At 72.0% G+C, this 21972-nt stretch carries 19 protein-coding genes; 12 read left to right on the top strand and 7 right to left on the bottom strand.

Annotation, left to right across the window (positions count from 1 at the left end):
• Positions 1-64: 64 nt before the first annotated feature.
• The 3 genes from OG928_RS27945 (at position 65) to ligD (OG928_RS27935) (ending at position 7181) form a co-directional block, all read left to right on the top strand.
• Entirely contained in the window at positions 65-4645 is a 4581-nt protein-coding gene (locus OG928_RS27945; RefSeq protein WP_406288711.1) for a hypothetical protein, read from the top strand.
• Between the two features lie 233 nt (positions 4646-4878).
• Positions 4879-6069 (top strand): saccharopine dehydrogenase family protein, encoded by a 1191-nt coding sequence (locus OG928_RS27940; protein ID WP_406288709.1) that lies wholly within the window; start codon positions 4879-4881, stop codon positions 6067-6069.
• A gap of 152 nt (positions 6070-6221) precedes the next feature.
• A complete protein-coding gene (gene ligD / locus OG928_RS27935; protein ID WP_406288707.1) occupies positions 6222-7181 on the top strand; it encodes a non-homologous end-joining DNA ligase in 960 nt (319 codons plus the stop codon).
• A 25-nt stretch (positions 7182-7206) separates the two neighbouring features.
• Here ligD (OG928_RS27935) and ligD (OG928_RS27930) read toward each other — a convergent pair whose 3' ends face one another.
• Positions 7207-8088 (bottom strand): non-homologous end-joining DNA ligase, encoded by an 882-nt coding sequence (ligD, locus tag OG928_RS27930; RefSeq protein ID WP_406288705.1) that lies wholly within the window; start codon positions 8086-8088, stop codon positions 7207-7209.
• A 59-nt stretch (positions 8089-8147) separates the two neighbouring features.
• Here ligD (OG928_RS27930) and OG928_RS27925 point away from each other — a divergent pair, with 59 nt between their 5' ends.
• Entirely contained in the window at positions 8148-9122 is a 975-nt protein-coding gene (locus OG928_RS27925) for a Ku protein (RefSeq protein ID WP_406288702.1), read from the top strand.
• Positions 9123-9235: 113 nt separating this feature from the next.
• Here OG928_RS27925 and OG928_RS27920 read toward each other — a convergent pair whose 3' ends face one another.
• From OG928_RS27920 to OG928_RS27910, 3 genes are all read right to left on the bottom strand, one after another.
• Entirely contained in the window at positions 9236-9592 is a 357-nt protein-coding gene (locus tag OG928_RS27920; protein ID WP_406288699.1) for a hypothetical protein, read from the bottom strand.
• Between the two features lie 260 nt (positions 9593-9852).
• Positions 9853-10023, bottom strand: a complete 171-nt coding sequence (locus OG928_RS27915) for a hydrophobic protein (protein WP_406288696.1) — start codon at positions 10021-10023, stop codon at positions 9853-9855.
• 81 nt (positions 10024-10104) lie between these two features.
• Positions 10105-11592 carry a pyridoxal phosphate-dependent decarboxylase family protein gene (locus OG928_RS27910; protein WP_406288693.1) on the bottom strand — a complete coding sequence of 496 codons (1488 nt, stop codon included), beginning with the start codon at positions 11590-11592 and terminating at the stop codon, positions 10105-10107.
• 149 nt (positions 11593-11741) lie between these two features.
• Between OG928_RS27910 and OG928_RS27905 the strand changes: the two genes are divergently transcribed.
• The gene (locus OG928_RS27905) at positions 11742-12284 is read left to right on the top strand and encodes a GNAT family N-acetyltransferase (protein ID WP_406288690.1); all 543 of its coding nucleotides are present in this window, start codon (positions 11742-11744) and stop codon (positions 12282-12284) included.
• A gap of 13 nt (positions 12285-12297) precedes the next feature.
• On the opposite strand, the gene OG928_RS27900 is transcribed toward OG928_RS27905, so the two are convergent.
• A complete protein-coding gene (locus tag OG928_RS27900) occupies positions 12298-12435 on the bottom strand; it encodes a hypothetical protein (RefSeq protein ID WP_406288687.1) in 138 nt (45 codons plus the stop codon).
• A 419-nt stretch (positions 12436-12854) separates the two neighbouring features.
• Between OG928_RS27900 and OG928_RS27895 the strand changes: the two genes are divergently transcribed.
• Positions 12855-13289, top strand: a complete 435-nt coding sequence (locus tag OG928_RS27895; RefSeq protein WP_406288684.1) for a nuclear transport factor 2 family protein — start codon at positions 12855-12857, stop codon at positions 13287-13289.
• Positions 13290-13416: 127 nt separating this feature from the next.
• Here OG928_RS27895 and OG928_RS27890 read toward each other — a convergent pair whose 3' ends face one another.
• Positions 13417-13887: a MarR family winged helix-turn-helix transcriptional regulator gene (locus OG928_RS27890; RefSeq protein ID WP_406288682.1), complete on the bottom strand. Its 471-nt coding sequence runs from the start codon at positions 13885-13887 to the stop codon at positions 13417-13419.
• 86 nt (positions 13888-13973) lie between these two features.
• Here OG928_RS27890 and OG928_RS27885 point away from each other — a divergent pair, with 86 nt between their 5' ends.
• The 6 genes from OG928_RS27885 to OG928_RS27860 all read left to right on the top strand — a co-directional run bounded on the left by OG928_RS27885 (position 13974) and on the right by OG928_RS27860 (position 20746).
• Positions 13974-14759 (top strand): YitT family protein, encoded by a 786-nt coding sequence (locus tag OG928_RS27885; RefSeq protein WP_406288680.1) that lies wholly within the window; start codon positions 13974-13976, stop codon positions 14757-14759.
• The gene (locus OG928_RS27880; protein ID WP_406288677.1) at positions 14645-15058 is read left to right on the top strand and encodes a PPOX class F420-dependent oxidoreductase; all 414 of its coding nucleotides are present in this window, start codon (positions 14645-14647) and stop codon (positions 15056-15058) included. The genes OG928_RS27885 and OG928_RS27880 overlap by 115 nt, the downstream gene beginning before the upstream one ends.
• A gap of 308 nt (positions 15059-15366) precedes the next feature.
• Positions 15367-16836, top strand: a complete 1470-nt coding sequence (locus OG928_RS27875; RefSeq protein WP_406288674.1) for an SDR family NAD(P)-dependent oxidoreductase — start codon at positions 15367-15369, stop codon at positions 16834-16836.
• A gap of 185 nt (positions 16837-17021) precedes the next feature.
• Positions 17022-18182: an alkaline phosphatase PhoX gene (locus OG928_RS27870; protein WP_406288671.1), complete on the top strand. Its 1161-nt coding sequence runs from the start codon at positions 17022-17024 to the stop codon at positions 18180-18182.
• A gap of 282 nt (positions 18183-18464) precedes the next feature.
• Complete coding sequence (locus OG928_RS27865) at positions 18465-19088, top strand: hypothetical protein (RefSeq protein ID WP_406288670.1); 624 nt, start codon at positions 18465-18467, stop codon at positions 19086-19088.
• A gap of 191 nt (positions 19089-19279) precedes the next feature.
• Complete coding sequence (locus OG928_RS27860; protein WP_406288668.1) at positions 19280-20746, top strand: CHRD domain-containing protein; 1467 nt, start codon at positions 19280-19282, stop codon at positions 20744-20746.
• A gap of 147 nt (positions 20747-20893) precedes the next feature.
• Here OG928_RS27860 and OG928_RS27855 read toward each other — a convergent pair whose 3' ends face one another.
• The gene (locus OG928_RS27855) at positions 20894-21907 is read right to left on the bottom strand and encodes an NADP-dependent oxidoreductase (protein ID WP_406288665.1); all 1014 of its coding nucleotides are present in this window, start codon (positions 21905-21907) and stop codon (positions 20894-20896) included.
• Positions 21908-21972 lie beyond the last annotated feature (65 nt).

The following is a 21972-nucleotide window of genomic DNA, read 5'->3' as shown; positions in this document are numbered from 1 at the left end:
CGGGTGAGTGCGGGGGCATGTGGTGGCACGGGTACAGGTCGCGGACAAGGCACTTTTGGTCGGAATGTTGTTCGAAGGTGGTGCCGTCGGCGACATCGGGCGGGTCCGGCATCGGATCGGGAACGACATCGTCGGCGCGATGCTCGGCGACAAGCAGCTGAGCCCCTCGGTGCGCTCGCTCGCGGCGCGGGATCCCGACCCGTGGGTGCGGCGCGTCCTCACGCACAACGACAAGGTGCTGACCGCGACCGACCTCGCCGAACTCGTGAAGCAGCCGGATCCGATCGTCGACCGGATCATGTACGCGCACTCCGAGGCCCCGGCGTGGCTGCGCCGCGCCGTGCTCACACCCGGGCGGTACCCGCAGACGCCGCACCCGCTCGCCGAGTTGCACGCCGAACTGCTCGCCACGACCGTCGAGCCCGACCTGCCGCGCTACCTCGGTGCGGCCGTCGTCAGCGACGTGCCCGAGCTGGTCGCGCACGCGCTGCGGGTGTGCGCCGGCACCCTGACCGCCGCCGAGGAACTGCGCGGCCTGCTGTCGCTGAGCCGGCACGGCGGCACCGCGCTGATCCCCGACGCGCTGCCACACGTGCGGCCCGAGGTGGCCGCGGCGGCCGGGCCGGCTCGCCGAAGTCGCCGCCGCGCACGAGATCCTGGCCGCCGCCGTGGTCGAGGCCGAGGGTGCCGCGGGTCTGGTCGCCGAGCTCCGGGCCGGGCTGCCGCCGCGGTCGTGGCGCCAGGACATCGACTGGGACGCCCTGCTGACGGCGCACCGGGCCGATCCGCTGCCGGAGGAGACCGCCGCGCGGCTCGCCGCCGACCCGGCCTGCCCCGACGAGCTGCTGGTCGCGCTGTACGCCGCGCACCCGCGGCGGTGGGCCCGGTGGCCCGCCCGACCGTCCTGCTGCTGCGCGCCGCGCTCACCACCCCCAAGCACCCCGGGCTGGCCCGGATCGCCACGGCCACCCGCGACATGGCCGAGCCCGCGGACATCGCCCGCATCCCGTACGAGGTCGCGCCCGCCCGGACCGCCGTGGCCACGCTGGCCGAACTCCCGGACTGCCCCGCGCTGCGCGAGCTGCTGCACCGGCACCTGGGCACCCACGCCGACCGCTGGGCCACCCTGCGCATCGTGCTGCCCCGACACCGCGACCCGCTCCCCGCGCTGCTCGCCGGCATCGAGGCCGGCACCGTCACCGCGCCACCGGAGCAGCCCGGCGGTCCGCCGCCGACCCTGACCAAGCCCTACCGCCACCTGCTCGTCACGGCCGACCCCGACGACCTGCGCGAGCTGCTGCCGCGCCTGCCCGACGCGCTCGTGCGCGACCTGCTCTCCAGCGGCACCCTGCCCCCGCACGTGCACGAGGCCGCGATCACCTCGACCGACCCCCGCGCGTGGGAGGCCGTCGCCCGCAACGTCGGCCTGGACATCCGCGATCTCGCGCGCCTGGTCGCCAAGGAGGTGCCGGCCGTGGACGCGGCCGCCTACCTGAGCATGCGCGCGACGCCGTCGCTGCGCCGCACGATCGCCCGCCGCGCGCCGCTGGACCCGGCCCTGCGGGCCGAGGTGCTCGCGCACGGCGACCGCCGCACGCTGCTTCCGCTCGTGGTCAGCGGCGAGCCCGAACTCGCGGCGCGCGCGCTGGGGTTCGGCTGCCGCAAGGTGGCCCAGCAGTACGCGTACATCAAGGTGTGGGAGCGGCACGGCCCCGACGGCGTGCGCGATCTCCTGGAGCGCGCCGGCACCAATACCGCCGCCCCGATCCGCACGCGGGTACAGAGCGCGCTCAAGGCCGCCGACGGCCTCGCCGACCTGCGCGCGAGCGGCGAGGCGTACGACGACCCCGAGACGCTGCCCGAGCTCTTCCAGACCCGGACCAGCCGGACCACCGTGCGCGACCTCGTACACGAGCCCTACGCGCACGACTTTCCGCGGCTGATGGCCGCCAACCGCGAGGAGCCGTTCGCGTCCGAGGCGATCGACGATCTGATCCGGCACGAGGACGCCACCGACGAGGACCGCGCCGCCCTGCGCCTGGTGATGGTCAACGCGTGCCGCGGCTGGGACCGCAAGGCCGTCGACATCGAGCCCGCCGAATGGCTGCGGACCGACCGGTACGTCAATGCCGACGCCTGGGTGAACGCGGCGGTGGAGCACGGCCTGCTCGATCCCGCGCTGCTCGTGGACGTCGCCTACCCCGCGCAGCCGGTCGTACTGTCCGCTCGACACCTCGCGCCGGACGCGGTGCTGGCCCCGATGCGGGCCCGGCTCGCCGAGCTGACCCGGGATCATCTCGCGGGCCACAGCGAGGCGTTCGCGATCGCGGTGGGCATGATCGACGGCTTCGCGGCCTCCCTGGCCGACCTGGTCACGGTCGCCGCCCAGGCCGCCGGGCCGCGCCCGGACGCCGAGGTGCTCGCCCGCGACGACGCCGCGACACTGGCCGCGGCGCAGCGTGCGGCGTCCGAGACGGCGAACGTCGAGCCGGTGGCGAAGCCCGCGCCGGTGACCCGCAACACCGCCCGCAAGATGGTCGATCCGGACAAGACCGCCAAGGTCAGCGCGGTGCATCTGCTCCGCACGATCGCGGCCGACCCGGAGGGGCAGGCGCACGTCCCGGTGCCGGAGCAGCCGGCCGTGCTGGCGTCGCTGGTGGACATGTGGGTCGGCCACGCGCCGGACTTCGAGTACCCGGGCTGGCTCTACGAGGCGTGCTTCGCGAGCGAGTCGGTCGAACCGAGGGCGGCGCTCGGGCGGCGGGTGTTCGACGAGGCGGTCGCGAACGACCTGATCGATCTGGGCGAGCCCGAGGTGTTGGCGGCGCTCACGAAGAACAAGGACCTGGAGGAGCCGACCGCGGCGCGGGTCGCCGCGATCCTGGCCGGCACGCCCACCGAGCGCCCCGAGCAGTACCCGTCGTCGAACACGTGGCCCCAGCCCTCAACGGCGAGTTCGTACCTGCGCTGGGTGCGCGAGTACTACGACGAGACCAGGGGCGGCGGCGACGGCCTCGCGGTCGCGGCCTACCGGCAGGGCATCGTCGGCCCGGCCGAGCTGATCGGCGTGCTGCCGGCCGGGGTGCTCACGCCGCTGCCCAGGAAGTGGCAGGCCAGGGTCGTCGCCGGGCCGATATACCGCGCGGTGGACGCGCTCGTGGCCGATCGGCTCGGCACCGACCCGGACCGGTGGTTGCGGGCGCTGACCGCGATGGGCACCTCCATCGCGGACCGGCCGCTGCCGGAACTGCTCGCGCTCGACCCGGAATCGCTCGACGGGATCGACATCGAGTGGCAGCACGTGGCGTCGCCCGTCACGTTCGACGCGCACACCGTCCGCACGTCGCGGGCGCGCCCGCCGCACGGCTGGTGGTGGCCCGCGGGTCGGTTGCTCCTGCACGCCTCCCCCGAGGCGTTGGCCGTGGTGCTGCCCGAGCTGGGCCCGGACGCGTTCGCGACGCTGTGGTCCCACGCGCGGCACACGGAGTACGTGTCGGCCGCGCTGAACGAGTACCCGTTCCTCGCGAACGACCGCGAGGCGCTTCGGATCCTGGCGACGCGAAGCACGAACTCCCAGGTCCGGGACCGGATCCTGCGCTTCGACGATCCGGTGCTGAACGCGGACCTGTACGGCAACGTCGTCCTGCGCACGAACACGGAACAGCGCCGGGCGATCCTGTCCCGGGTGCCGCAGGGCCGGCCCGCGAGCGGTCCCGAGGACCTGCTGCCGCTCGACCCCGGGCTGCGCGAACAACTGCTGCACGAGTACCGGCCCTCCTCGGCCTCACTGCCGGCGCTGCGGCTCAAGGTCGAAGCGGCGGATCCGCAGATCATCGAGCACGGCCTGCGGCAGCTGGCCAAGAAGCTGTCGATGCTCGACCAACTGCTCGCGGTGCGCGGGCTGTTGCGGTACGGCGGCGCGGATCGGATCGGCGGGCTGGTCGAGGAGGGCGTCCTGGGCGCGGCGGCCGGCAAGCTGGTGGTGAAGGCACTGGCGTCGGCCGATCCGGAGGCGGCGCTGACCGAGCGGATCGACCGCGAACTGACGGGCGACAAGCTGGTGGCCAGGTTGCGGCGGTGCCCGGGCGGGGCCGAGACCGACGAGGTGCTCGACCTGCCGTACCTGCGCGACTGGGATCTGATCGTGGCGGAGCAGGCGCGTGAGGCGTTCCCGAGGTACGTCCTGAACCAGCTCGTCGGGCTGCCGGACGCGCCCGCGCGGCTGCTCGAAACGGACTCGATGCTGCCGTACCGGTCGGCTCGCAAGGCGGGGCGCCTCAGCGCCGCGCACGCGCGGGCCTCGATCGCGAACGGCTCCGGCGTGATGGGTGATTCGGCCTGGTACACCCATCTGGACCAACTCGTCGAGGACGGCCTGGTGACCGGCCACGACCTGGTCCACACGGCGCGCGGGGCGGCCCCGATCCTGCGCTACATAGCCGAGGCCCTGATCCGGATCGACGTCCCGGCCCCCATCCGCACAGCCGGCACCGAAGCCAAAGCCGAGATCGCCCACCTCATAGAAACCCACCTGGGCCACGACCAGGCCAAGTGGAACCCCGTCTTCGCCGCCCTCACAGGCACCGACAACACCTGGCCCCAAGAAACCCCAGGCTCAACCATCGCAGCCTTGCTGACCCGCTAGCACCCCGAGAACGGCCGGCCTGCGGCCTGCATTGTCCTCAAACGCCGGACGGGCTGAACAAGCCCGTCCGGCGCCACTCCAGCCGTCCGGCGTTTGAGGACAAACAGACCGCAAGCCACCCACCGACCCACCCCAATCCAGCCCGTCCGGCGCTTGAGGACAAGCAGGCCGCAGGCCGGCCACAGACCCGACAGGACCTTGCGGTCACGAGCATGGTGCGGAAGCCTCGAAGGATGCCGCCCGACACCCGCCTCTACGACATCGTCCTGTTCGGCGCGACCGGCTTCACCGGCGAACTGACCGCCGCGTACCTGGCCGCCAACGCCGATGCCGACACCCGCTGGGCACTGGCCGGCCGCAACCTCGCGAAGCTGAAGGCATTGCGCACGCGCCTGACGGCCATCGATCCGGCCTGCGCCCGGCTCCCCCTGCTGTGCGTGGACGCCGGGGACCCGGAAGCGCTCGCCGAGGTGGCCGCCGCCACCCGCGTGGTGGCAAGCACCGTGGGGCCCTACATCCGCTACGGCGACCCGCTCGTCGCGGCCTGCGCGGCGGCCGGTACGGACTACGTCGACCTGTGCGGCGAGCCGGAGTTCGTGGACCGGGTGTACGTCGACCACCACGCCCGCGCGGTCGAGACCGGGGCCCGGCTCGTGCACGCGTGCGGCTTCGACTCGATCCCGTACGACCTGGGCGTGCTGTACACGGTCGGCCTGTTGCCTCGCGACGTGCCGATCCGGGTGGACGGATTCGTCCGCGCGAGCGGAACGCTCTCGGGCGGCACGTTCGAGTCCGCACTCACCGCGTTCTCCCGCGTCCGCGAGGGCGAGCGCGCGCATCGGGCCCGCCGCGCGATCGAGCCCGCGCCGGTGGGCCGCCGGGTGCGCGTCGGCGCGGGCCCGCCACGGCTGGACGCCACCACCAAGATGTGGGCGGTTCCGCTGCCGACGATCGACCCGCAGGTCGTGGTCCGCTCGGCGGCGGCGCTGGAGCGGTACGGCCCCGACTTCACCTACCGGCACTACGCGGCCGTCAAGCACCTCCCGGTCGCCCTCGCCGGCGCCGTCGGCCTGGGCGCCCTGTTCGCCCTCGCGCAGGTCCGCCCGGCGCGCGAACGCCTCCTGGCCCGTCGCGCGGCCGGCACCGGCCCGTCCGCGACCGCCCGCGAAAAGGCGTGGTTCCGCGTCCTGTTCGTCGCCGACGCGGCCGACCACCGAGTGATCACCGAGGTCGCGGGCGGCGACCCGGGCTACGGCGAGACCGCGAAGATGCTCGCCGAATCGGCCCTGTCCCTGGCCCACGACGACCTCCCCAAGACCGCCGGCCAGACCACCCCGGCCGCCGCGATGGGCGACGCCCTCACCACCCGCCTGATCGCCGCCGGCCTCACCTTCCGGGTCGTACGGGAGGGAAAGCGCCCCTGACCACCCCCGATCGGTGGATGCGGGTCGGCAGATGGCGGAGCGCGGGATCCACCGGCGACGGGCCCGGATGCGCCCCGCCGGAGCCGTTGCGCGGTTGCGCCGTTCGGGTGATGGCGCGTGTACGTCGGTGTCCCCGCGACCACGTTCACCCCATGCCCGATCTGCCCGTGTACGCTCCCATGCTCGCGACACCGGGCGTGTTGCCGCGGGCCGGCGAGGACGCGCGGTGGGCGTACGAGACGAAGCTGGACGGTCAGCGGTGCGTCGCGTACCTGCCCGGGGACGGGACCGTCCTGCTGCGGTCCCGCTCGGGGGCGGACATCACCGGTGCCTATCCCGAGTTGCGCGACCTGGGCGCCGCGCTGGGCGCGGTACCGGCCGTCCTGGACGGCGAGATCGTCGCGCTGGACAAGCACGGGCACAGCAATTTCGAGCGCCTGCAGTCGCGGATGGGCCTGGTCGACCGCCCCGCCGAGGCAGCCCGGATGCGCGGCGAGGTGCCCGCCCGCCTGATGCTGTTCGACCTGCTGTTCCTGGGCCGCGAGGCGACGATCGGCCGGCCGTACCGGGAGCGCCGGGCCGCCCTGGAGGGGCTGGACCTGCGCGGGGCGCACTGGTCGACGCCGGCCGCCATCGTCGGGCACGGCGAGGACGCGCTCGCGGCGACCCGGGCCGCGGGCCTGGAGGGGCTGGTCTGCAAGCGCCTCGACTCGCCCTACCGACCCGGCGAGCGCTCGTCGGACTGGATCAAGATCCGGCACGCGCACACGCTCGACGTGATCGTGGGCGGGTGGGTCCCCGGTCGCGGCCGGCTCGCGGGGGTGCCCGGCGCGCTGCTCGTGGGCGTGCCGGAGGGCGGCGCGCTGCGCTATGTCGGCGCGGTCGGAACCGGCTTCAGCGACCACGAGCGGGAGCGGATGGGTGAGCTGTTGCGGGTGGCCGCGATCGACGAGTGCCCGTTCGCGCAGGAGCCGCGGATCGCGGACGCGCACTGGGTCCTGCCACGTCTGGTCGGCGAGGTCCGCTACGCGACGCGCACCCGGGTGGGGCTCCTGCGGCACCCGGCCTGGCACCGGCTGCGACCCGACCTCGCGGGCGACGACATCGGGTGATCGAGCGGCTGCCCGGCGGCACCGGTCACGGCAGGCGGCCGGTGGTCTTCTTCTTCAGTAGCGGCGCGAGCAGATCACCGTCCCGCTCGACCCGGGCCAGTACGTCGTCCGGGCCGAACGACAGCTCGGCGTCCGAGTCGATCTCGTCCCAGCCGACCGGCGTGGACACGGTCGGCGTCGACTGCGCGCGCAGCGTGTACGGCGCGGCGGTGGTCTTCGCGCTCGAGTTCTGGCTCCAGTCCACGAACACGTGGTCGGCGCGCAGGCTCTTGGCCATCTTGTGCACGACCAGATCCGGGTGTTCGGTCTCCAGGCGTACGGCGAGCGCCTTCGCGTAGGCCACGATGTCCCTCTCGGGCGTCGGTTCGATCGCCGCGTACAGGTGCAGGCCCTTGCTGCCGGAGGTCTTGGCCAGGCAGGTCAGGCCGTCGGCGGCGAGCAGATCGCGGGCCTGGAGGGCGACCTCCCGGCACTGCGTCATCCCCGCGCCGGGCCCCGGGTCCAGGTCGAGCACGAGTCGGTCGTGGCCGTCGGGGTCGCTGCTCCACTGCGGCACGTGGATCTCGATCGCGGCGAGGTTGGCCGCCCACATCAGCGCCGCGAGCGAGTCGACGTCGACCTGCCGGCGGCTCTCGTCCCGGCCGGTGACCTCGATGGTGCTCACCCAGTCGGGCGCACCGGGCGGCACGTGCTTGCCGTAGAACCGGGTACCGCCGTCGACCCCGTCCGGAAAGCGGATGAACGTGGCCGCCCGCCCGGCGACGTGCGGAAGCAGTACCGGGGCGACCTTCGCGTAGTAGTCCAGCGCCTGACCCTTGGTGTATCCGGTCTCGGGCCACCACACCTTGTCGAGATGGGTGAGCGTCAGCGAACGTCCGTCGACTGTCGTGGCGATGCGGTCCGGCATACCGTAAAAGTCCCCGCCCGGTGCAAATTCGATGCATAGTCCTCGAAAGTGGAGAGCCGATGCGCAGCAGTTGGAAAGGCGCGATCACGTTCGGACTGGTGAGCATCCCGGTCCAACTCTTCCCCGCCACGGAGGAGCACAACGTGCCCCTGCACCAGGTGCACGAGACCGACGGCGGCCGGATCCGGCTCAAGCGCTACTGCGAGCTGGAGGAGCGCGAGGTCCCGTACAAGGAGATCGCAAAGGCGTACGAGGCCCCGGACGGTCGGCAGGCCGTGCTCACCGACGAGGACATGGCGGAGCTGCCGCTGCCGAGCAAGAAGGTCATCGACGTGCTGGCGTTCGTGGACGCCGACGAGATCGATCCGCTCATGCTCTCGAAGGCGTACTACCTCCAGACCGCGACGGCCGGCGCCGCGAAGCCGTACGTGCTGCTGCGCGAGGCGCTGACCAAGTCCGGCAAGGCGGCGGTCACCAAGATCACGCTGCGTACGCGGGAGAGCCTGGCCCTGCTGCGGGTGCACGACGACATCCTCATCCTCCAGACCATGCTCTGGCCGGACGAGGTACGTACTCCCGCCGGTCTCGCGCCCGAGGGCAAGTTCGAGATCCGGCCGCAGGAGCTGAAGATGGCGACCTCGCTCATGGACACGCTGAGTGAGGACTTCGACTTCCAGGCGCTGCACGACGAGTACAAGGAGGCGCTCGACTCGCTGGTCACCGCGCGCTTGGACGGGATCGCGCCGCCGGAGCCGGGCGAGGAAGCCGAGACCCCCGACAACGTGGTCGACCTGATGGCGGCGCTGACCGCGAGCGTCGAGGCGGCGAACAGGGGTCATGCCGCGGGCCCCGCCAAGAAGGCCGGCGCCCGCAAGACGGCGGCCAAGAAGACCGCGACGAAATCGGCCGCGAAGGGTGCGACCGGGACCGCGAGCAAATCCGCGGCCAAGGGTGGGACGAAGGGCGGGGCGAAGGGCGCGGCGAAGAAGAGTGGTCCCGCCAAGAAGACGGCCGGGCGGCGGGCCAGCGCCTGACGGCCGACGTGGTCCGGCGCCGCCGCGGCACGCGTGTGCGGGGCAGGGCGGGGCGAGGTGGGGCGAGGTGGGGTGGACAGGGTTGGCGGTACGCGGTCCGGCGACCCGTGCCGCTATCCGTTCCCTGCGTTCTGCGCGTCCTGCTGCGCGTCCTGCTGCGTGTCCTGGGGGGTTGCCTGCGGTGCGTCCGGCGGCGCGGCGGCGAACGCCCTGATCCGCTCGTCCAGCGGCACCGGCTCCTCGGCGTTGCCGTCCGCCGATCCGCTCGCGAGCCGCGCGCACACGCCCCGGCAGGCGAAGGTCTGTCGCTCTTCCACGCGCCCGATCGGCACCGCGTCGGGGGTGGGCTTGCCCTCGGCGACCCGCAGGTCGCGGCCACACATCGTGCAGGCCAGGCCGTAGGTCATCTCGACCGTCGTCTCCGGTCGTGAGCTTCGGCGATGTCCCGCGATCGAGTGCTGTGAGTACATGGGTTCGAATCCTCTGGTCGGTCTGGTGCGCGGATGGCCGGATCGCCGCAGACGACACCGCCCATGGCTGGCGGCATACGAGGTGCCCTCGGTCTCCCCAAAGTACTCCTAACACCGTCGACCCAAACCCGCCCGCGGAATCGTTTCCACGGGAGATCGGGTCGGGCCGCGGGCCGTGCCGTCGGTGCGGGATCCGGGCACGGCGGCGGGGCCCGCCGAATCGGCGGGCCCCGCTTCCGGTGCTTCGGTGTGACGTCGGGTCACCAGCGATACCAGCGCCCGCGACGGCCACCCGCCCCGGCACCGCGGAACACGAAGCCGAGGGCCCAGACCACGAGCACGATGACGGCGAGCCACCAAAGGATCTTGAGGGCGAATCCTGCACCGAACAGGATCAATGCGAGCAGAAGCACTATAAGCAGCGGAATCATCTTCAACCACCTCCGCTCGGACGTCTGCCCCGCAATTTCGGCTTCAAGCAAAGGGATCGAGACCCCTCGGACGTCGACGACTCATTCGACCGGACGGTCCGTCGCCGGGCCCGTGTTCCCGCGCATCTCCGCCTCGATCCGCGCGCCGATCTCCCGGACCACGGCGGCCAGGAACTCGATGTCGGCTTCGGTGGTACGCCAGTTCACGATCGCGGGGCGAAGCGCGACCCGGCCGCGGTACACGGTGGTGCCGAGGTAGACGCGACCGTCCTCCAGGATCTCGGCGCCGATCCGCCGGTTGAGCTCGTCGACGTCGACGTCGATGTCCTGGCCGGTCGGCGCGGGCCGCGGGCAGTAGCGAAAACACACCACGCACAGCCGTACAGGGGCGAGCAGTTCGAGGTCGGCGGCCTCCTCGACCAGCACGCTCAGGCGCAGCGCGAGATCGTTGTGCCGCTCGATCATGGCGCGGTAACCGGACCGGCCGTACGCGCGCAGCGTCGCCCAGATCGGCAACGCCCGTGCGCGGCGCGAGGATTCCGGGCCGAGCGCGCCGTAGTTGAGGTGCGTGTCGCCGGCGCCCGGCAGGTACGGGGCGTTCCAGGCGCCGAACGCGCGGCCCATGATCGCCGCGTCCCGGACGAACACGAAGCCGCTCTCGTACGGGACGTTCAGCCACTTGTGCCCGTCTCCGGTCACCGAGTCCGCCCGTTCGATCCCGCCGACGAGATGCCTCAGCCGCGGTGACGCGGCGGCGAACAGGCCGAACGCGCCGTCCACGTGCAGCCACGCGCCGTACCGTTCGGCCAGATCCGCGAGCGCGTCGATCGGGTCGAAGTCGCCGCTGTCGACCTCGCCGGCGCTCGCGATGATCACCGCGGGCCCGTCGATCTCGATCAACGCGCGCTCCATCGCGTCGATGTCCACCCGTCCGGCGTCGTCCCGCGCGCACACCCGGATCGTGTCCCGACCACAGCCGAGGATCTGAAGTGCCTTGCGGTTGCTGGGATGCACGTATCCGCTCGCGAGCACCGGCAGCTGCGGCAGGCCGACGAGCCCGTCGGCCGCGACGTCCACGCCGTGCTGCTGCGCCCACCAGTGGCGGGCACACGCGAGCGCGGTGAGGTTGGCGAAGGTCGCGCTCGGCGTGAGCACGGCGCCGTACGAGTCCGGCAGCCCGAACAGGTCCTTGAGCCACCCGAGTACGACCGTCTCGGCCTCGGTCGCGAACGGCGACGCGGCCCAGATGCCGGAGACCTGGTCGAGCAGCGACGTGACCCAGTCGGCGGCCTGCGCGGCGGGCGTCGCGCCGCCGACGACGAAGTGGAAGAAGCGCGGCCCACTGGACGCCGTCGCGGCGCGGGTACCGACCTCGATCAGTTCCTCGACACTGGCCAGCGTTCCGTCGCCGCGCTCGGGCAACGGCCCGCCCAGTCGGTCGAACAGCACGTCGGCGGCCGGATCGCGGACGAGCCGGCCGGGCAGCGTCTCCAGGTAGGGACCCGCGGCCTTGGCCACGAGGTCGAGGGCGGCAGGGGCGAGGTCGCGTTCGTGGAGGGGGTCAGCCATTCCTGCAGGGGACCACGGGAGCGGTGGCCCCGTCGAGTATCCGCCTGCCGGGCAGTCTTCTTGACGGATCATCAGACTCCCCCGCGTGGCAGCGCTCGGGGGTGGGGAAGCTCCTGCGGGGGGGCTCACGACCTCGAACGGGAGCAACCGTGTCGAACATCGACCTGACCCGCCATCGCGGCGGCGACCTCGCCGACATCCGCACGATCCTTCTGGACGTCTACGCCGAGGTGTACGCAGCGGACCTGACCAAGCCGTTCCACTCGGTCGACACCTTCGCGCACCGGCTGGACGCCTACGCGGCGGCGCCGGGCTTCGCGTGCGTCCTCGGGTGGGACGAGGGCGTGCCCGTCGGCTACGCGTTCGGGTACACCTTGCAGGCGGGGGCCCGCTGGTGGATCGGCCTGACCGACCCGGTCCCGGCCGCCGAGATCGAGGAGACCGGCCGGCGCACCTTCGCCCTCAACGAGCTGATGGTCCGCGCCCCGTGGCGCGGCACGACCACCGCGCGCACGATCCACGACGCGTTGGTGGCGTCGCGTGGCGAGGAGCGGGTGACCCTGCTGGTCGACCCGACGCACCCGAAGGTGCTGGCTCTGTACGAGCGTTGGGGGTACCGCGTGCTGAGCGACCTGCGGCCCGCGTGGGTGGACGCGCCGGTGTTCACGGTGTTGCTGTTGGATCGGGAGTGATCGCCGCGTGGGGCTACGGGTATGGCACGACGGTTTCGTCGCGCATGACCGTGAGTGATTCCGGCTCGAAACCTTCTGTGCCCGTCACGGCTCCGGCCTTGACCACGTGGACGACGAGGCCGGTGTCCTTCGGGAAGCTGGAGAGGTCCACGGCCGGTCCTGCGGTGCGCGGGCCCAGCGCAGGGTGAGCTCTCGCAACTCGGGGTAGGTCGCCGGCAATCCCTCGAGGCCGTCGACCCGGACAGTGTCGACCAGTTCGAGCGCCGTGAGCCCCGGGGACAACCCGTTGGCGATCAAGCTCGGCACTTGAGGTCGAGTGAGGTGGTCTCGCCGGGGATGGCGACCACGCGCTCCCGTACCGGGTCCATGTCACTCCTGCGCGAGGTTCGGTCCGGCGTGCCGCCCAACGCCTGACGCCGCCTCACCCGAAGACCGAACCAAATCAGCCCGGCCGGCGCTTGAGGCCAAGTAGCCCGGCAGGCGCTTGAGGCCAGCGCCGGCCACGAACCGGCCCCGCCAAGGAATGCTTGGCTCTGTTCAGTTTTCGCGCGCGTGCATATGGTTCGCGCCATGAGTGACGACGCGACCGCGAACACCCGCCTGATCGACCAGTTCTGGAAAGACCTGTACGCCCGCGACTTCGCCAAGGTCGCCGCCTACTTCGCCGAGGACGGCCACTACACGGACGTCGCCGCCCCCGGCCCCGGCGCCACCGGCCCGGTCGCGATCGAGGCCCGGCTGCGGCTCGGCCTGGAGATGCTCTCGGGGTACATCCACCACCACAAGAACACCGTCGCCCAAGGCGACCTGGTGGTCACCGAGCACGCCGAGGAATGGCACTGGGAGAGCGGCGAGCAGGTCGTCCTGCCGTTCGTGTCGATCCACGAGTTCCGCGCCGGCAAGCTCGTGCGCTGGCACGACTATTGGGACTTCGGCACGCTCATGAACGCCGCGCCGCAGTGGTGGCTGGAGCACGTCGCGAAGGGCTATGCGCAGACCGACTGACGAGCGCCCCGCGGCAGCATCGACGTCGAGGTCAAGGCCGTCCGACATCGCGTCACACCCTGTGTACTGCCCACGACTTCGGTCGTGGGTAGTGTGCGTTGCCGGTCCCCGCAAGGGGATTCGCCGGTCAGCGCGGCTCGTCGATCCGCCGCACCACGGTGTCGGCGATCTCCTCCAGCATCGCGATCTGCTCGTCGGTGAGCAGGTCGATCAGATTGCGCCGGACCGAGGCCACGTGCCGCGGCGCGGCCTCCTCGATCGTCCGCAGGCCGGTCTCGGTGAGCACGATCTCGGCGCCGCGCCCGTCCCCCGCGCACTCCGCGCGCCGGACGAGGCCGCGTTGCTGCATCCGCTTGACGTGGTGTGACATCCGGCTCTGCGACCACAGCATGCGCTCGGCCAGTTCGCCGAGCCTGCGCCGGTGGCCCTCCGCCTCGGAGAGCTCGGACAACACGTCGTAGTCGGGGTCGGACAGACCCGAGTCGAGCCCCAGGTCCCGCGCGATCCGGGTATCCACGAGCAACCGCAGCCGGCGATAGCCGCGCCACGCGCGCTGCTCCCGTGCGTCGAGCCAGGGCGTCTCTTCGATGCGGGCCATGGCGGCCAATCTACCAGCTACTTGACATGTCATGTACTTGCCTTCAAGATCTACATGACACATCAACTACCTGCCGAGGGGGTCCCATGCGAGCGATCGATCGCCTGCCGAATCGACTGCTTCGGCTGGCCCTCGGGCTCGTCCTGTTCGGTTTCGCGATCGCCCTGATGATCCGGGCCCGGCTGGGCCTGGACGCGTGGAACGTGCTGCACGAGGGCATCGCGGACCGGACCGGGCTGTCCTTCGGGACGATCGTGATCGGCACGGCCGCGCTGGCCCTGCTGCTGTGGATACCGCTGCGGCTGCGGCCCGGGATCGGCACGATCGCCAACATCGCCGTGGTGGGCCTCGCGGTGGACGGGTCGCTGCGGCTGCTGCCGGCTCCGGCGGGGCTGCCGCTGCGGGTGACCCTCCTGGTGGGCGCGGTCGTGCTGACCGCGATCGCGACCGGGCTCTACATCGGCGCGGGCCTGGGCCCGGGGCCGCGCGACGGGCTGATGACGGGTTGGGCCGCTCGCGGCCACTCGATCCGGTTGACCCGTACCGCCATCGAGGTAACCGTCTTGGTGGTGGGCGTGCTGCTCGGCGGGACCGTCGGGGTCGGCACGGTCGTGTTCACGTTCGCCATCGGCCCGCTGGCCCACTGGTTCCTGCCTCGGCTCGCGCTGAGGCCCAAAGCGGAAGCGAGTACCAAGACATGGGATCGACAGAGCCGAACGGGCAAGACGCCGACGCGAAGGACCCGAACGCGGCGGACATGGACACGCACCTCCTCGGCACCGACCGGCGCGGCGTCCTCACCACCCTCAAGCGGGACGGTCGTCCGCAGCTCTCGCCCGTCTCCTACCTGTGGGAGCCCGACAAGCGGCTGATCCGGATCTCGGCCACCGACGACCGGGCCAAGACCCGCAACCTCCGCCGCGATCCGCGCGCGAGCTTCCTGGTCACCGCGCCGGAGTACAGCGCCTACCTCGTCGCCGAAGGTCTCGCCGAGATCAGCGCCCCCTGCCTGGACCCCCACGACGCGATCGCCGACGAACTGGTCGAGGTGTACCGCCTGATCGTCGGCGAACACCCGGACTGGGACGAGTACCGCGACGTCATGGCCAAGGAGCACCGCGTGGTGATCCGCGTCGCGATCAGCCGAACCTACGGCTGGTCCCGCGCCTGACCACCACGATCACCCGCCCATGAACCCCCGCGCTCCCGGCCCCCACGGGGGTGGGGCCGGCAGCGCCGGGCGGCACGTTCGGCCCTCGACGCGCGCCGGGGCGAGTGCCATCCGGTCCGCGAGGCGTGCGTCTTCCCGGGCATCCGGGATCCCCTTTTCCCGGTCGGCCGAGTGGCCGTGTGTGACATCGGCCGACCGTGCGCGGCGCACTCCACGCCCGGGAACGCGAGAATTGGTTCAGGTCTCGGCACGACGTAGAGTTTCGCCGGGGTTTTGTGGCACGAGCGATTCAGGAAACGGCAGCGGCGATGACAGCGAGTAGCGAGATTCAGGCGGACACGGGCGTGGCGGAGGGCATCGACCCCGCGCGCATGGAGCTGTGCCTGAGCGTGCTCGCCGAGGTCGAGGAGCTGGACGTCGAGCACCCGGACGCGGTCGCGATCCGCCGGGCCACCGCCGCGATCTACAAGAGTGTCAAGGAGCGCCGCCGCAAGGAGCGCCGCGACCGGGTGATCGCCAACGACGAGGCCGTGACCGCCGCGACGGCGACCGGCGCGCCGGGGCGGATCGACGACGAGACGCTCGGCATCGCGCTGACCACGGTCACCAAGGCCGAGATCGCCGGCATCCTGGAGCGCGCCCGGGCCTGCTACGTCTGCAAGAAGCGCTACCGCGAGGTGGACGCGTTCTACCACCAGCTGTGTCCCGAGTGCGCCGCCGAGAACCGGGCCCGGCGCGACCAGCGCACCGACCTGACCGGTCGGCGGGCGCTGCTCACCGGTGGCCGCGCCAAGATCGGGATGTACATCGCGCTGCGACTGCTCCGCGACGGCGCGCACACCACGATCACCACGCGCTTCCCCAACGACGCGATCCGCCGGTTCGCCGCGATGCCGGACAGCGCCGACTGGCTGCACCGGCTCAAGATCGCCGGGATAGACCTGCGCGACCCGGCCCAGGTGGTCGCGCTCGCCGACTCGGTCGCGGAGGCCGGGCCGCTGGACATCCTGATCAACAACGCCGCGCAGACGGTCCGCCGGACCCCGCAGGCGTACGCCGCCCTGGCCGCCGCCGAGGACGCGCCGCTGCCGGCCGGCGAGCTGCCCGAGATGGTGTCGTTCGGCCACATCGGCGGCAGCGGCCACGTGCTGCTGCCCGGCCAGTCCCGCTCGGAGGACCAGGCGCTGACCCCGCAGGCGCTCACCGCGCTCGCGCTGACCAGCGGTTCGGCCTCGCCGGCCCGGATCGAGACCGGCACCGCGATCGACGCGGGCGGCCTGGTCCCGGACCTGGACCCGATCAACAGCTGGACCCAGCGCGTCCACGAGGTGGACCCGGTCGAGCTGCTCGAAGTCCAGCTCTGCAACGTGACCGCGCCGTTCGTGCTGGTCAGCCGGCTGCGGCCGGCGATGGCCGCGGCCAAGGCCCGGCGCAAGTACGTGGTCAACGTGTCCGCGATGGAGGGCCAGTTCGCCCGCGGCTACAAGGGCCCCGGCCACCCGCACACGAACATGGCCAAGGCCGCGCTGAACATGCTGACCCGCACGAGCGCCGAGGAGATGCTCTCCGACGGCATCCTGATGACGGCCGTGGACACCGGCTGGATCACCGACGAGCGGCCGCACCCGCAGAAGATGCGGCTCGCCGACGAGGGCTTCCACGCGCCGCTGGACCTGGTCGACGGCGCGGCCCGGGTGTACGACCCGATCGTGCGCGGCGAGGCCGGCGAGGACCTGTACGGCTGCTTCCTCAAGGACTACGCGCCGGCCGCCTGGTAGGTGATCCACCCGCACGGCCGGCCCGCGGAGCAGGGCTCCGGGGCCCGCCGACGGCGGGGTCGATTTGTCCATCCCGCGTCCGCGACGCGTTCACGGCGCGGCCCGACGCACTTTGCCCGGCCCCGCTACGGTCGGTGGCGCGCCATGAACGGATCGTCTTCACCTCATGCCAGGGAGACATCGCCGTGGAACGTCGCTCCTTCCTTCTCCGTACCTCCGTGATCGGGGCCGCCGCGTTCAGCGGCAGCCTGTGGCAGGGCGCGGCGGTCGCCGCTCCCGCCCAGAACGCGCCCGGCCCCTACGGCGCGCTCCAGGCGCCGAACGCGGACGGCATCCGGCTGCCGGCCGGGTTCACCAGCCGGGTCGTCGCGCGCTCCGGCCAGATCGTTCCGGGCACGTCCTACCGGTGGCACAACGCACCGGACGGCGGGGCGTGTTTCGCCGACGGCACCGGCTGGATCTACGTGTCCAACTCCGAGACGAGCAGCTCCTCCGGCGGAGGCGCCTCGATGCTGCGCTTCGACGCGAGCGGCGTGGTCACCGCCGCGTCCCGGATCCTGTCCGGCACCAACAACAACTGCGCGGGCGGCAAGACCCCGTGGAACACGTGGTTGTCCTGCGAGGAGGTCGACAACGGGCGGGTCTGGGAGACCTATCCGTTCGGCGGGACGGCGGTCGCCCGCCCGGCGATGGGGCGCTTCAACCACGAGGCCGCCGCGGCCGACCCGATCCGCAGGGTCGTCTACCTGACCGAGGACAAGTCCGACGGCCGCTTCTACCGCTTCGTGCCCACCACGTGGGGCGACCTCTCCGCCGGCACCCTCCAGGTCCTCAAGGCCGGCACCGCCACGTCCGGCGCGTTCACCTGGGCCACCGTGCCGGACCCGGACGGATCACCCACTCCCACGCGGTCCCAGGTATCGGGGTCGAAGGCGTTCAACGGCGGCGAGGGGTGCCACTACGCGAACGACACCGTGTGGTTCACCACCAAGGGCGACAACCGGGTCTGGCAACTCGACCTGGTCGCGAACACCTACGAACTCGCCTACGACGACAACCTGGTGAACCCGGGTCCGGCGCCGCTCACCGGCGTCGACAACGTCACCGGTTCCACCTTCGGTGACCTCTACGTCGCCGAGGACGGCGGCAACCTGGAGATCTGCATGATCACGCCGGACGACAAGGTGTCGGTGTTCCTGCGCGTCGACAACCAGGGTTCGTCGGAGATCACCGGACCGGCCTTCACGCCCGCCGGCAACCGCCTCTACTTCTCGTCCCAGCGCGGCACTTCCGGGTCCTCGTCGGGTGGCATCACCTACTGCGTGACCGGCCCCTTCCGTACCTGACCGACCCGCCCGCGCGGCAGCGACGCGCACCTCTCGCGACGGCCCGTCCACCCCCTCGAAGGGTGGGCGGGCCGGCGTCGTCGGACCGGGTCACGACGGTCGGATCAAGTCCGCGAAAAAAGATTTCGAAGACGTTGAACCCTCCGACCCCTCGCCCCCGTACTGCTGGATGTCGACGCGCAACGACCGGAACGAGAACCGGTCGAAGCCGCGGGGCCGGGCCAACAACCGGACCTCGTACCGTCGTTCGACAAATCCATCGACCTGTTCCGGGGGACACCCATGTCTGTTTTCAGCACCCGCAGCCTCGCCGCCGTTGCCATCGCCGGAGCCCTGGGGCTCGGCCTCACCGCGTGCGACAGCGGATCCGACGACGACAAGAAGGCCGGGTCGACCACGCCGTCGCAGCAGCAGCCCGCCGCCAGGCAGTCAGAGCAGTCGCCCACCACGCCCGGCGGTTCCGCCGGCACCGGCGGCGCGGCGCGCAACGTCGAGCTCAAGGCCGGCAAGGACGCCACGCTCGGCACGATCGTGTCCGACGGCACGGGCTTCACGCTGTACCGCTTCGACAAGGACACCGCGAAGCCGTCCAAGTCGAACTGCGACGGCGAATGCGCCGTGAAGTGGCCCGCGGTGACCACCACCGACGGGAACGTCCAGCTCAACGGCATCGACAAGTCCGCCGTCGGCAGCGTCAAGCGCAGCGACGGCACGACGCAGGTCACGATCGGCGGCTGGCCCGTGTACCGCTTCGCGGCCGACGCCAAGCCCGGCGAGACCAAGGGCCAAGGCGTGGGCGGCGTGTGGTTCGCCGTGACGCCCGACGGCAAGAAGGCCGGCGCGGCCACCACTCCGGCGCCGGAGACCGGCAAGCCCGCGACGGGTAGCGGCGGTTACAGCTACTGATCGACCCCGCACCACGCGGCGCGACACCGCACGTTGCCACACCGCGCACCACACGGCACGCCCGGCACCACCTCGAACAGCACACATCACCCATCACCGGCCCGCCAGGCCCCCGCAGCACGGATGCGGACGCGGCCGCCGCCGGTCGACACACATCGCGTCAACACACTTGTCCTCGGGGAGACTTCGCCATGTCCGCACGCAGGTTCACGCTGCCCACGCTCGCCCTCGCCACGACGCTCGCGTTCGCCGTCACCGGCTGCTCGTCCTCGGATGACAAGTCGGACAAGTCCGGTGCCGCGAACACCGAGACGGTGAACGTCGGCCAGGGCTCCAACGACCCCGGTGCGACGGGTGCCGGCGCCGAACACGGCGGCGAGCACGGCGCGGCCGTGCCGGCCTCCAACCAGACCACGACCGGCGCGGTCGAGCCCGCGAACGGCGAGGAGACGTTCTTCGCGGCGGGCCTGTCCGGCGCGAACGAGGTGCCCGGCGGCGGCGCGGCGGTCGGCGACAAGGACGGCAAGGGCACCGCGCTGGTGCGGATCAAGGGCGACCAGGTGTCGTTCGGGATCCGCTGGGAAGGCATCGGCGCACCGACCGCGGCCCACCTGCACCTGGGCGGCAAGGGCAAGAACGGCGAGGTCAAGGTCCCGTTCTTCGCGTCCCCGCTGCCGGACTCGGCACAGGCCGTCACCGGCAGCGTCAAGGTCACCGACGCCGCGCTGCTCGACAAGATCAAGGCCGATCCGGCGAGCCTGTACTTCAACGTGCACACCGGCGAGTTCCCCGGCGGCGCGGTCCGCGGCCAGTTGGTCAAGCTCGCCGCGCCGGCGGACGTCAAGAGCGTCCTCAAGAACGGCACGCTGCCCGCCGAGGCGGACGCGAAGCAGGAAGTGCCCAACGCCGAGGGCAAGAAGACCGGCGACCCGGACGGCCGGGCGAGCACGTCGGTCCGCCCGTGGGGCAACTGCATCGACTGGTCGTTCAGTTGGACCGGGATCGCCCCGCCCACGCTCGGCCACCTGCACAAGGCGCCCGCGGGCGCGAACGGTGACGTGGTCGCGCCGCTGTTCGACGCCAAGGCCGGCCTGCCGCAGTCGGTGACCGGCCTGGCCGGCACCGTCGAGGGGATCGACCCGGCACTGGTCGAGCGGATCAACGCGACGCCGGCGAACTACTACACCAACCTGCACACCGGCGAGTTCCCGGGCGGCGCGGTGCGCGGTCAGCTCGCGCAGAAGGTCACCCCGAAGCCGCCGGCGCTGAACTACTCGGTGCTGACCGGCAAGCAGATCTACCAGTGCACGACCAAGGACGGCGTGACCGCGTTCACCCAGTTCGACGTCGCCGCCAAGCTCCAGGGCGACATCAAGCACAGCTTCGTGAACCCGAGCGCCGGCCCGCCGCAGTGGATCGCGCCGGACGGCAGCTCGGTGACCGGCGCGGTGGCGACCAAGCTCCCCAACGGTGACGCGAACATCCCCGAGCTGGTCCTGAACGCGACCCAGACCGGCAAGACCGGGCTGTTCTCGGCCACCACCCAGATCCTGCGGCTGAACACGCAGGGCGGCGTGGCACCGGCCGGCACGTGCGACCCGGCGACGCGGCCCACGGCCGAGGTGCCGTACCAGGCGGACTACCTGTTCATCGGCTGACACCGATCCCCCGAGATCGGCCGCCGCCGATCCCCCTGAGCCCGAAGGGCCGCGCGGACCACCCCCACGCCCGGCCCTTCGGCACGTCCGGACCCGGTCGGGGCACCGTCCCCCGACGGGTCCCGGTCGCGATGTTCGGTCCGCGCGTCACTCCGGCAGCGCGACGACCATCTTCCCGGTGTTCTCCCCGCGCAGCATGCCGAGGAGGGCGTCGAGGTTGTGCTCGATGCCCTCGACGAACGTCTCGCGGTACTTGAGCTTCCCGTCCCGCAGCCACCCGCCGACCTCGGCGAAGAACTCGTCGCGCTTGCCGAAGTGGTCGATCACGATGAAGCCCTGCAGGCGCAGCCGCTTGCCGATCGACAGCGCGAGGTTGCGCGGCGCGGGGGTCGGCTCGGTGGCGTTGTACTGCGCGATCGCGCCGCACATCGCGACCCGGCCGTGCGTGTGCAGCGCGCCGATCGCGGCCTCGAGGTGCTCGCCGCCGACGTTGTCGAAGTACACGTCGATGCCGTCGGGGGCGGCCTTGGCGAGCTGCTCGGCGACCGGTCCGTCCTTGTAGTTGAACGCGGCGTCGAAGCCGTACTCCTCGACGAGGAGCTTGACCTTCTCGGCCGATCCGGCGCTGCCGATCACCCGCGACGCGCCCTTGAGCCTGGCGATCTGGCCCACCTGGTTGCCCACCGCACCGGCCGCGCCGGAGACGAACACGGCATCGCCCGGCTTGAAGGAGGCGACGTCGAGCAGGCCGGCCCACGCGGTCAGGCCGGTCATCCCGAGTACGCCGAGATAGGCGGACAGCGGCGCGGCGTCCGGGTCGACCCTGGTCGCGCCCCGGGCGTCCAGGACGGTGTACTCACGCCATCCGAGCCAGTGCAGCACGTGGTCGCCCTCGGCGAACCCGTCCGCCTCGGACGCCACGACGCGACCGACCGCGCCGCCCTCCATCGGCTCGTTCAGCTTGAACGGCGGGGTGTACGACTTGACGTCGTTCATCCGGCCGCGCATCGCGGGGTCGACGGACAGGAACAGGTTGCGGACCAGGATCTGCCCGGGGCCGAGTTCGGGGATCTCGACCTCGCGCAGCGCGAAGTCCTCCGGCTTCGGCCAGCCCTTGGGGCGGGCGAGCAGGTGCCATTCGCGGCTGGTGGTGGGGAGCATGTGTGGTGCGCCTTTCTCGACTGGTGTGCGGCTCGGGCGGTGTGGCCGGGCTGGTGCGGCTCGGG

It is taken from the genome of Embleya sp. NBC_00896 (genome assembly GCF_045207785.1).
Lineage (GTDB): Bacteria > Actinomycetota > Actinomycetes > Streptomycetales > Streptomycetaceae > Embleya.
Note: the sequence above shows the minus strand (reverse complement) of the source record. Positions and strands in the feature narration are given on the sequence as shown.

Bases quoted from the DNA above. Each gene is read 5' to 3' on its own strand.
- OG928_RS27855 (WP_406288665.1), bottom strand. From the start codon at position 21,907: ATGCTCCCCACCACCAGCCGCGAATGGCACCTGCTCGCCCGCCCCAAG.
- OG928_RS27910 (WP_406288693.1), bottom strand. From the start codon at position 11,592: ATGGCTGACCCCCTCCACGAACGCGACCTCGCCCCTGCCGCCCTCGAC.
- ligD (WP_406288705.1), bottom strand. From the start codon at position 8,088: ATGCCGGACCGCATCGCCACGACAGTCGACGGACGTTCGCTGACGCTC.
- OG928_RS27890 (WP_406288682.1), bottom strand. From the start codon at position 13,887: ATGGCCCGCATCGAAGAGACGCCCTGGCTCGACGCACGGGAGCAGCGC.
- OG928_RS27920 (WP_406288699.1), bottom strand. From the start codon at position 9,592: ATGTACTCACAGCACTCGATCGCGGGACATCGCCGAAGCTCACGACCG.
- OG928_RS27865 (WP_406288670.1), top strand. From the start codon at position 18,465: ATGTCTGTTTTCAGCACCCGCAGCCTCGCCGCCGTTGCCATCGCCGGA.
- OG928_RS27925 (WP_406288702.1), top strand. From the start codon at position 8,148: ATGCGCAGCAGTTGGAAAGGCGCGATCACGTTCGGACTGGTGAGCATC.
- OG928_RS27940 (WP_406288709.1), top strand. From the start codon at position 4,879: ATGCCGCCCGACACCCGCCTCTACGACATCGTCCTGTTCGGCGCGACC.
- ligD (WP_406288707.1), top strand. From the start codon at position 6,222: ATGCCCGATCTGCCCGTGTACGCTCCCATGCTCGCGACACCGGGCGTG.
- OG928_RS27880 (WP_406288677.1), top strand. From the start codon at position 14,645: ATGGACACGCACCTCCTCGGCACCGACCGGCGCGGCGTCCTCACCACC.
- OG928_RS27875 (WP_406288674.1), top strand. From the start codon at position 15,367: ATGACAGCGAGTAGCGAGATTCAGGCGGACACGGGCGTGGCGGAGGGC.
- OG928_RS27885 (WP_406288680.1), top strand. From the start codon at position 13,974: ATGCGAGCGATCGATCGCCTGCCGAATCGACTGCTTCGGCTGGCCCTC.
- OG928_RS27895 (WP_406288684.1), top strand. From the start codon at position 12,855: ATGAGTGACGACGCGACCGCGAACACCCGCCTGATCGACCAGTTCTGG.
- OG928_RS27860 (WP_406288668.1), top strand. From the start codon at position 19,280: ATGTCCGCACGCAGGTTCACGCTGCCCACGCTCGCCCTCGCCACGACG.
- OG928_RS27945 (WP_406288711.1), top strand. From the start codon at position 65: ATGTTGTTCGAAGGTGGTGCCGTCGGCGACATCGGGCGGGTCCGGCAT.
- OG928_RS27915 (WP_406288696.1), bottom strand. From the start codon at position 10,023: ATGATTCCGCTGCTTATAGTGCTTCTGCTCGCATTGATCCTGTTCGGT.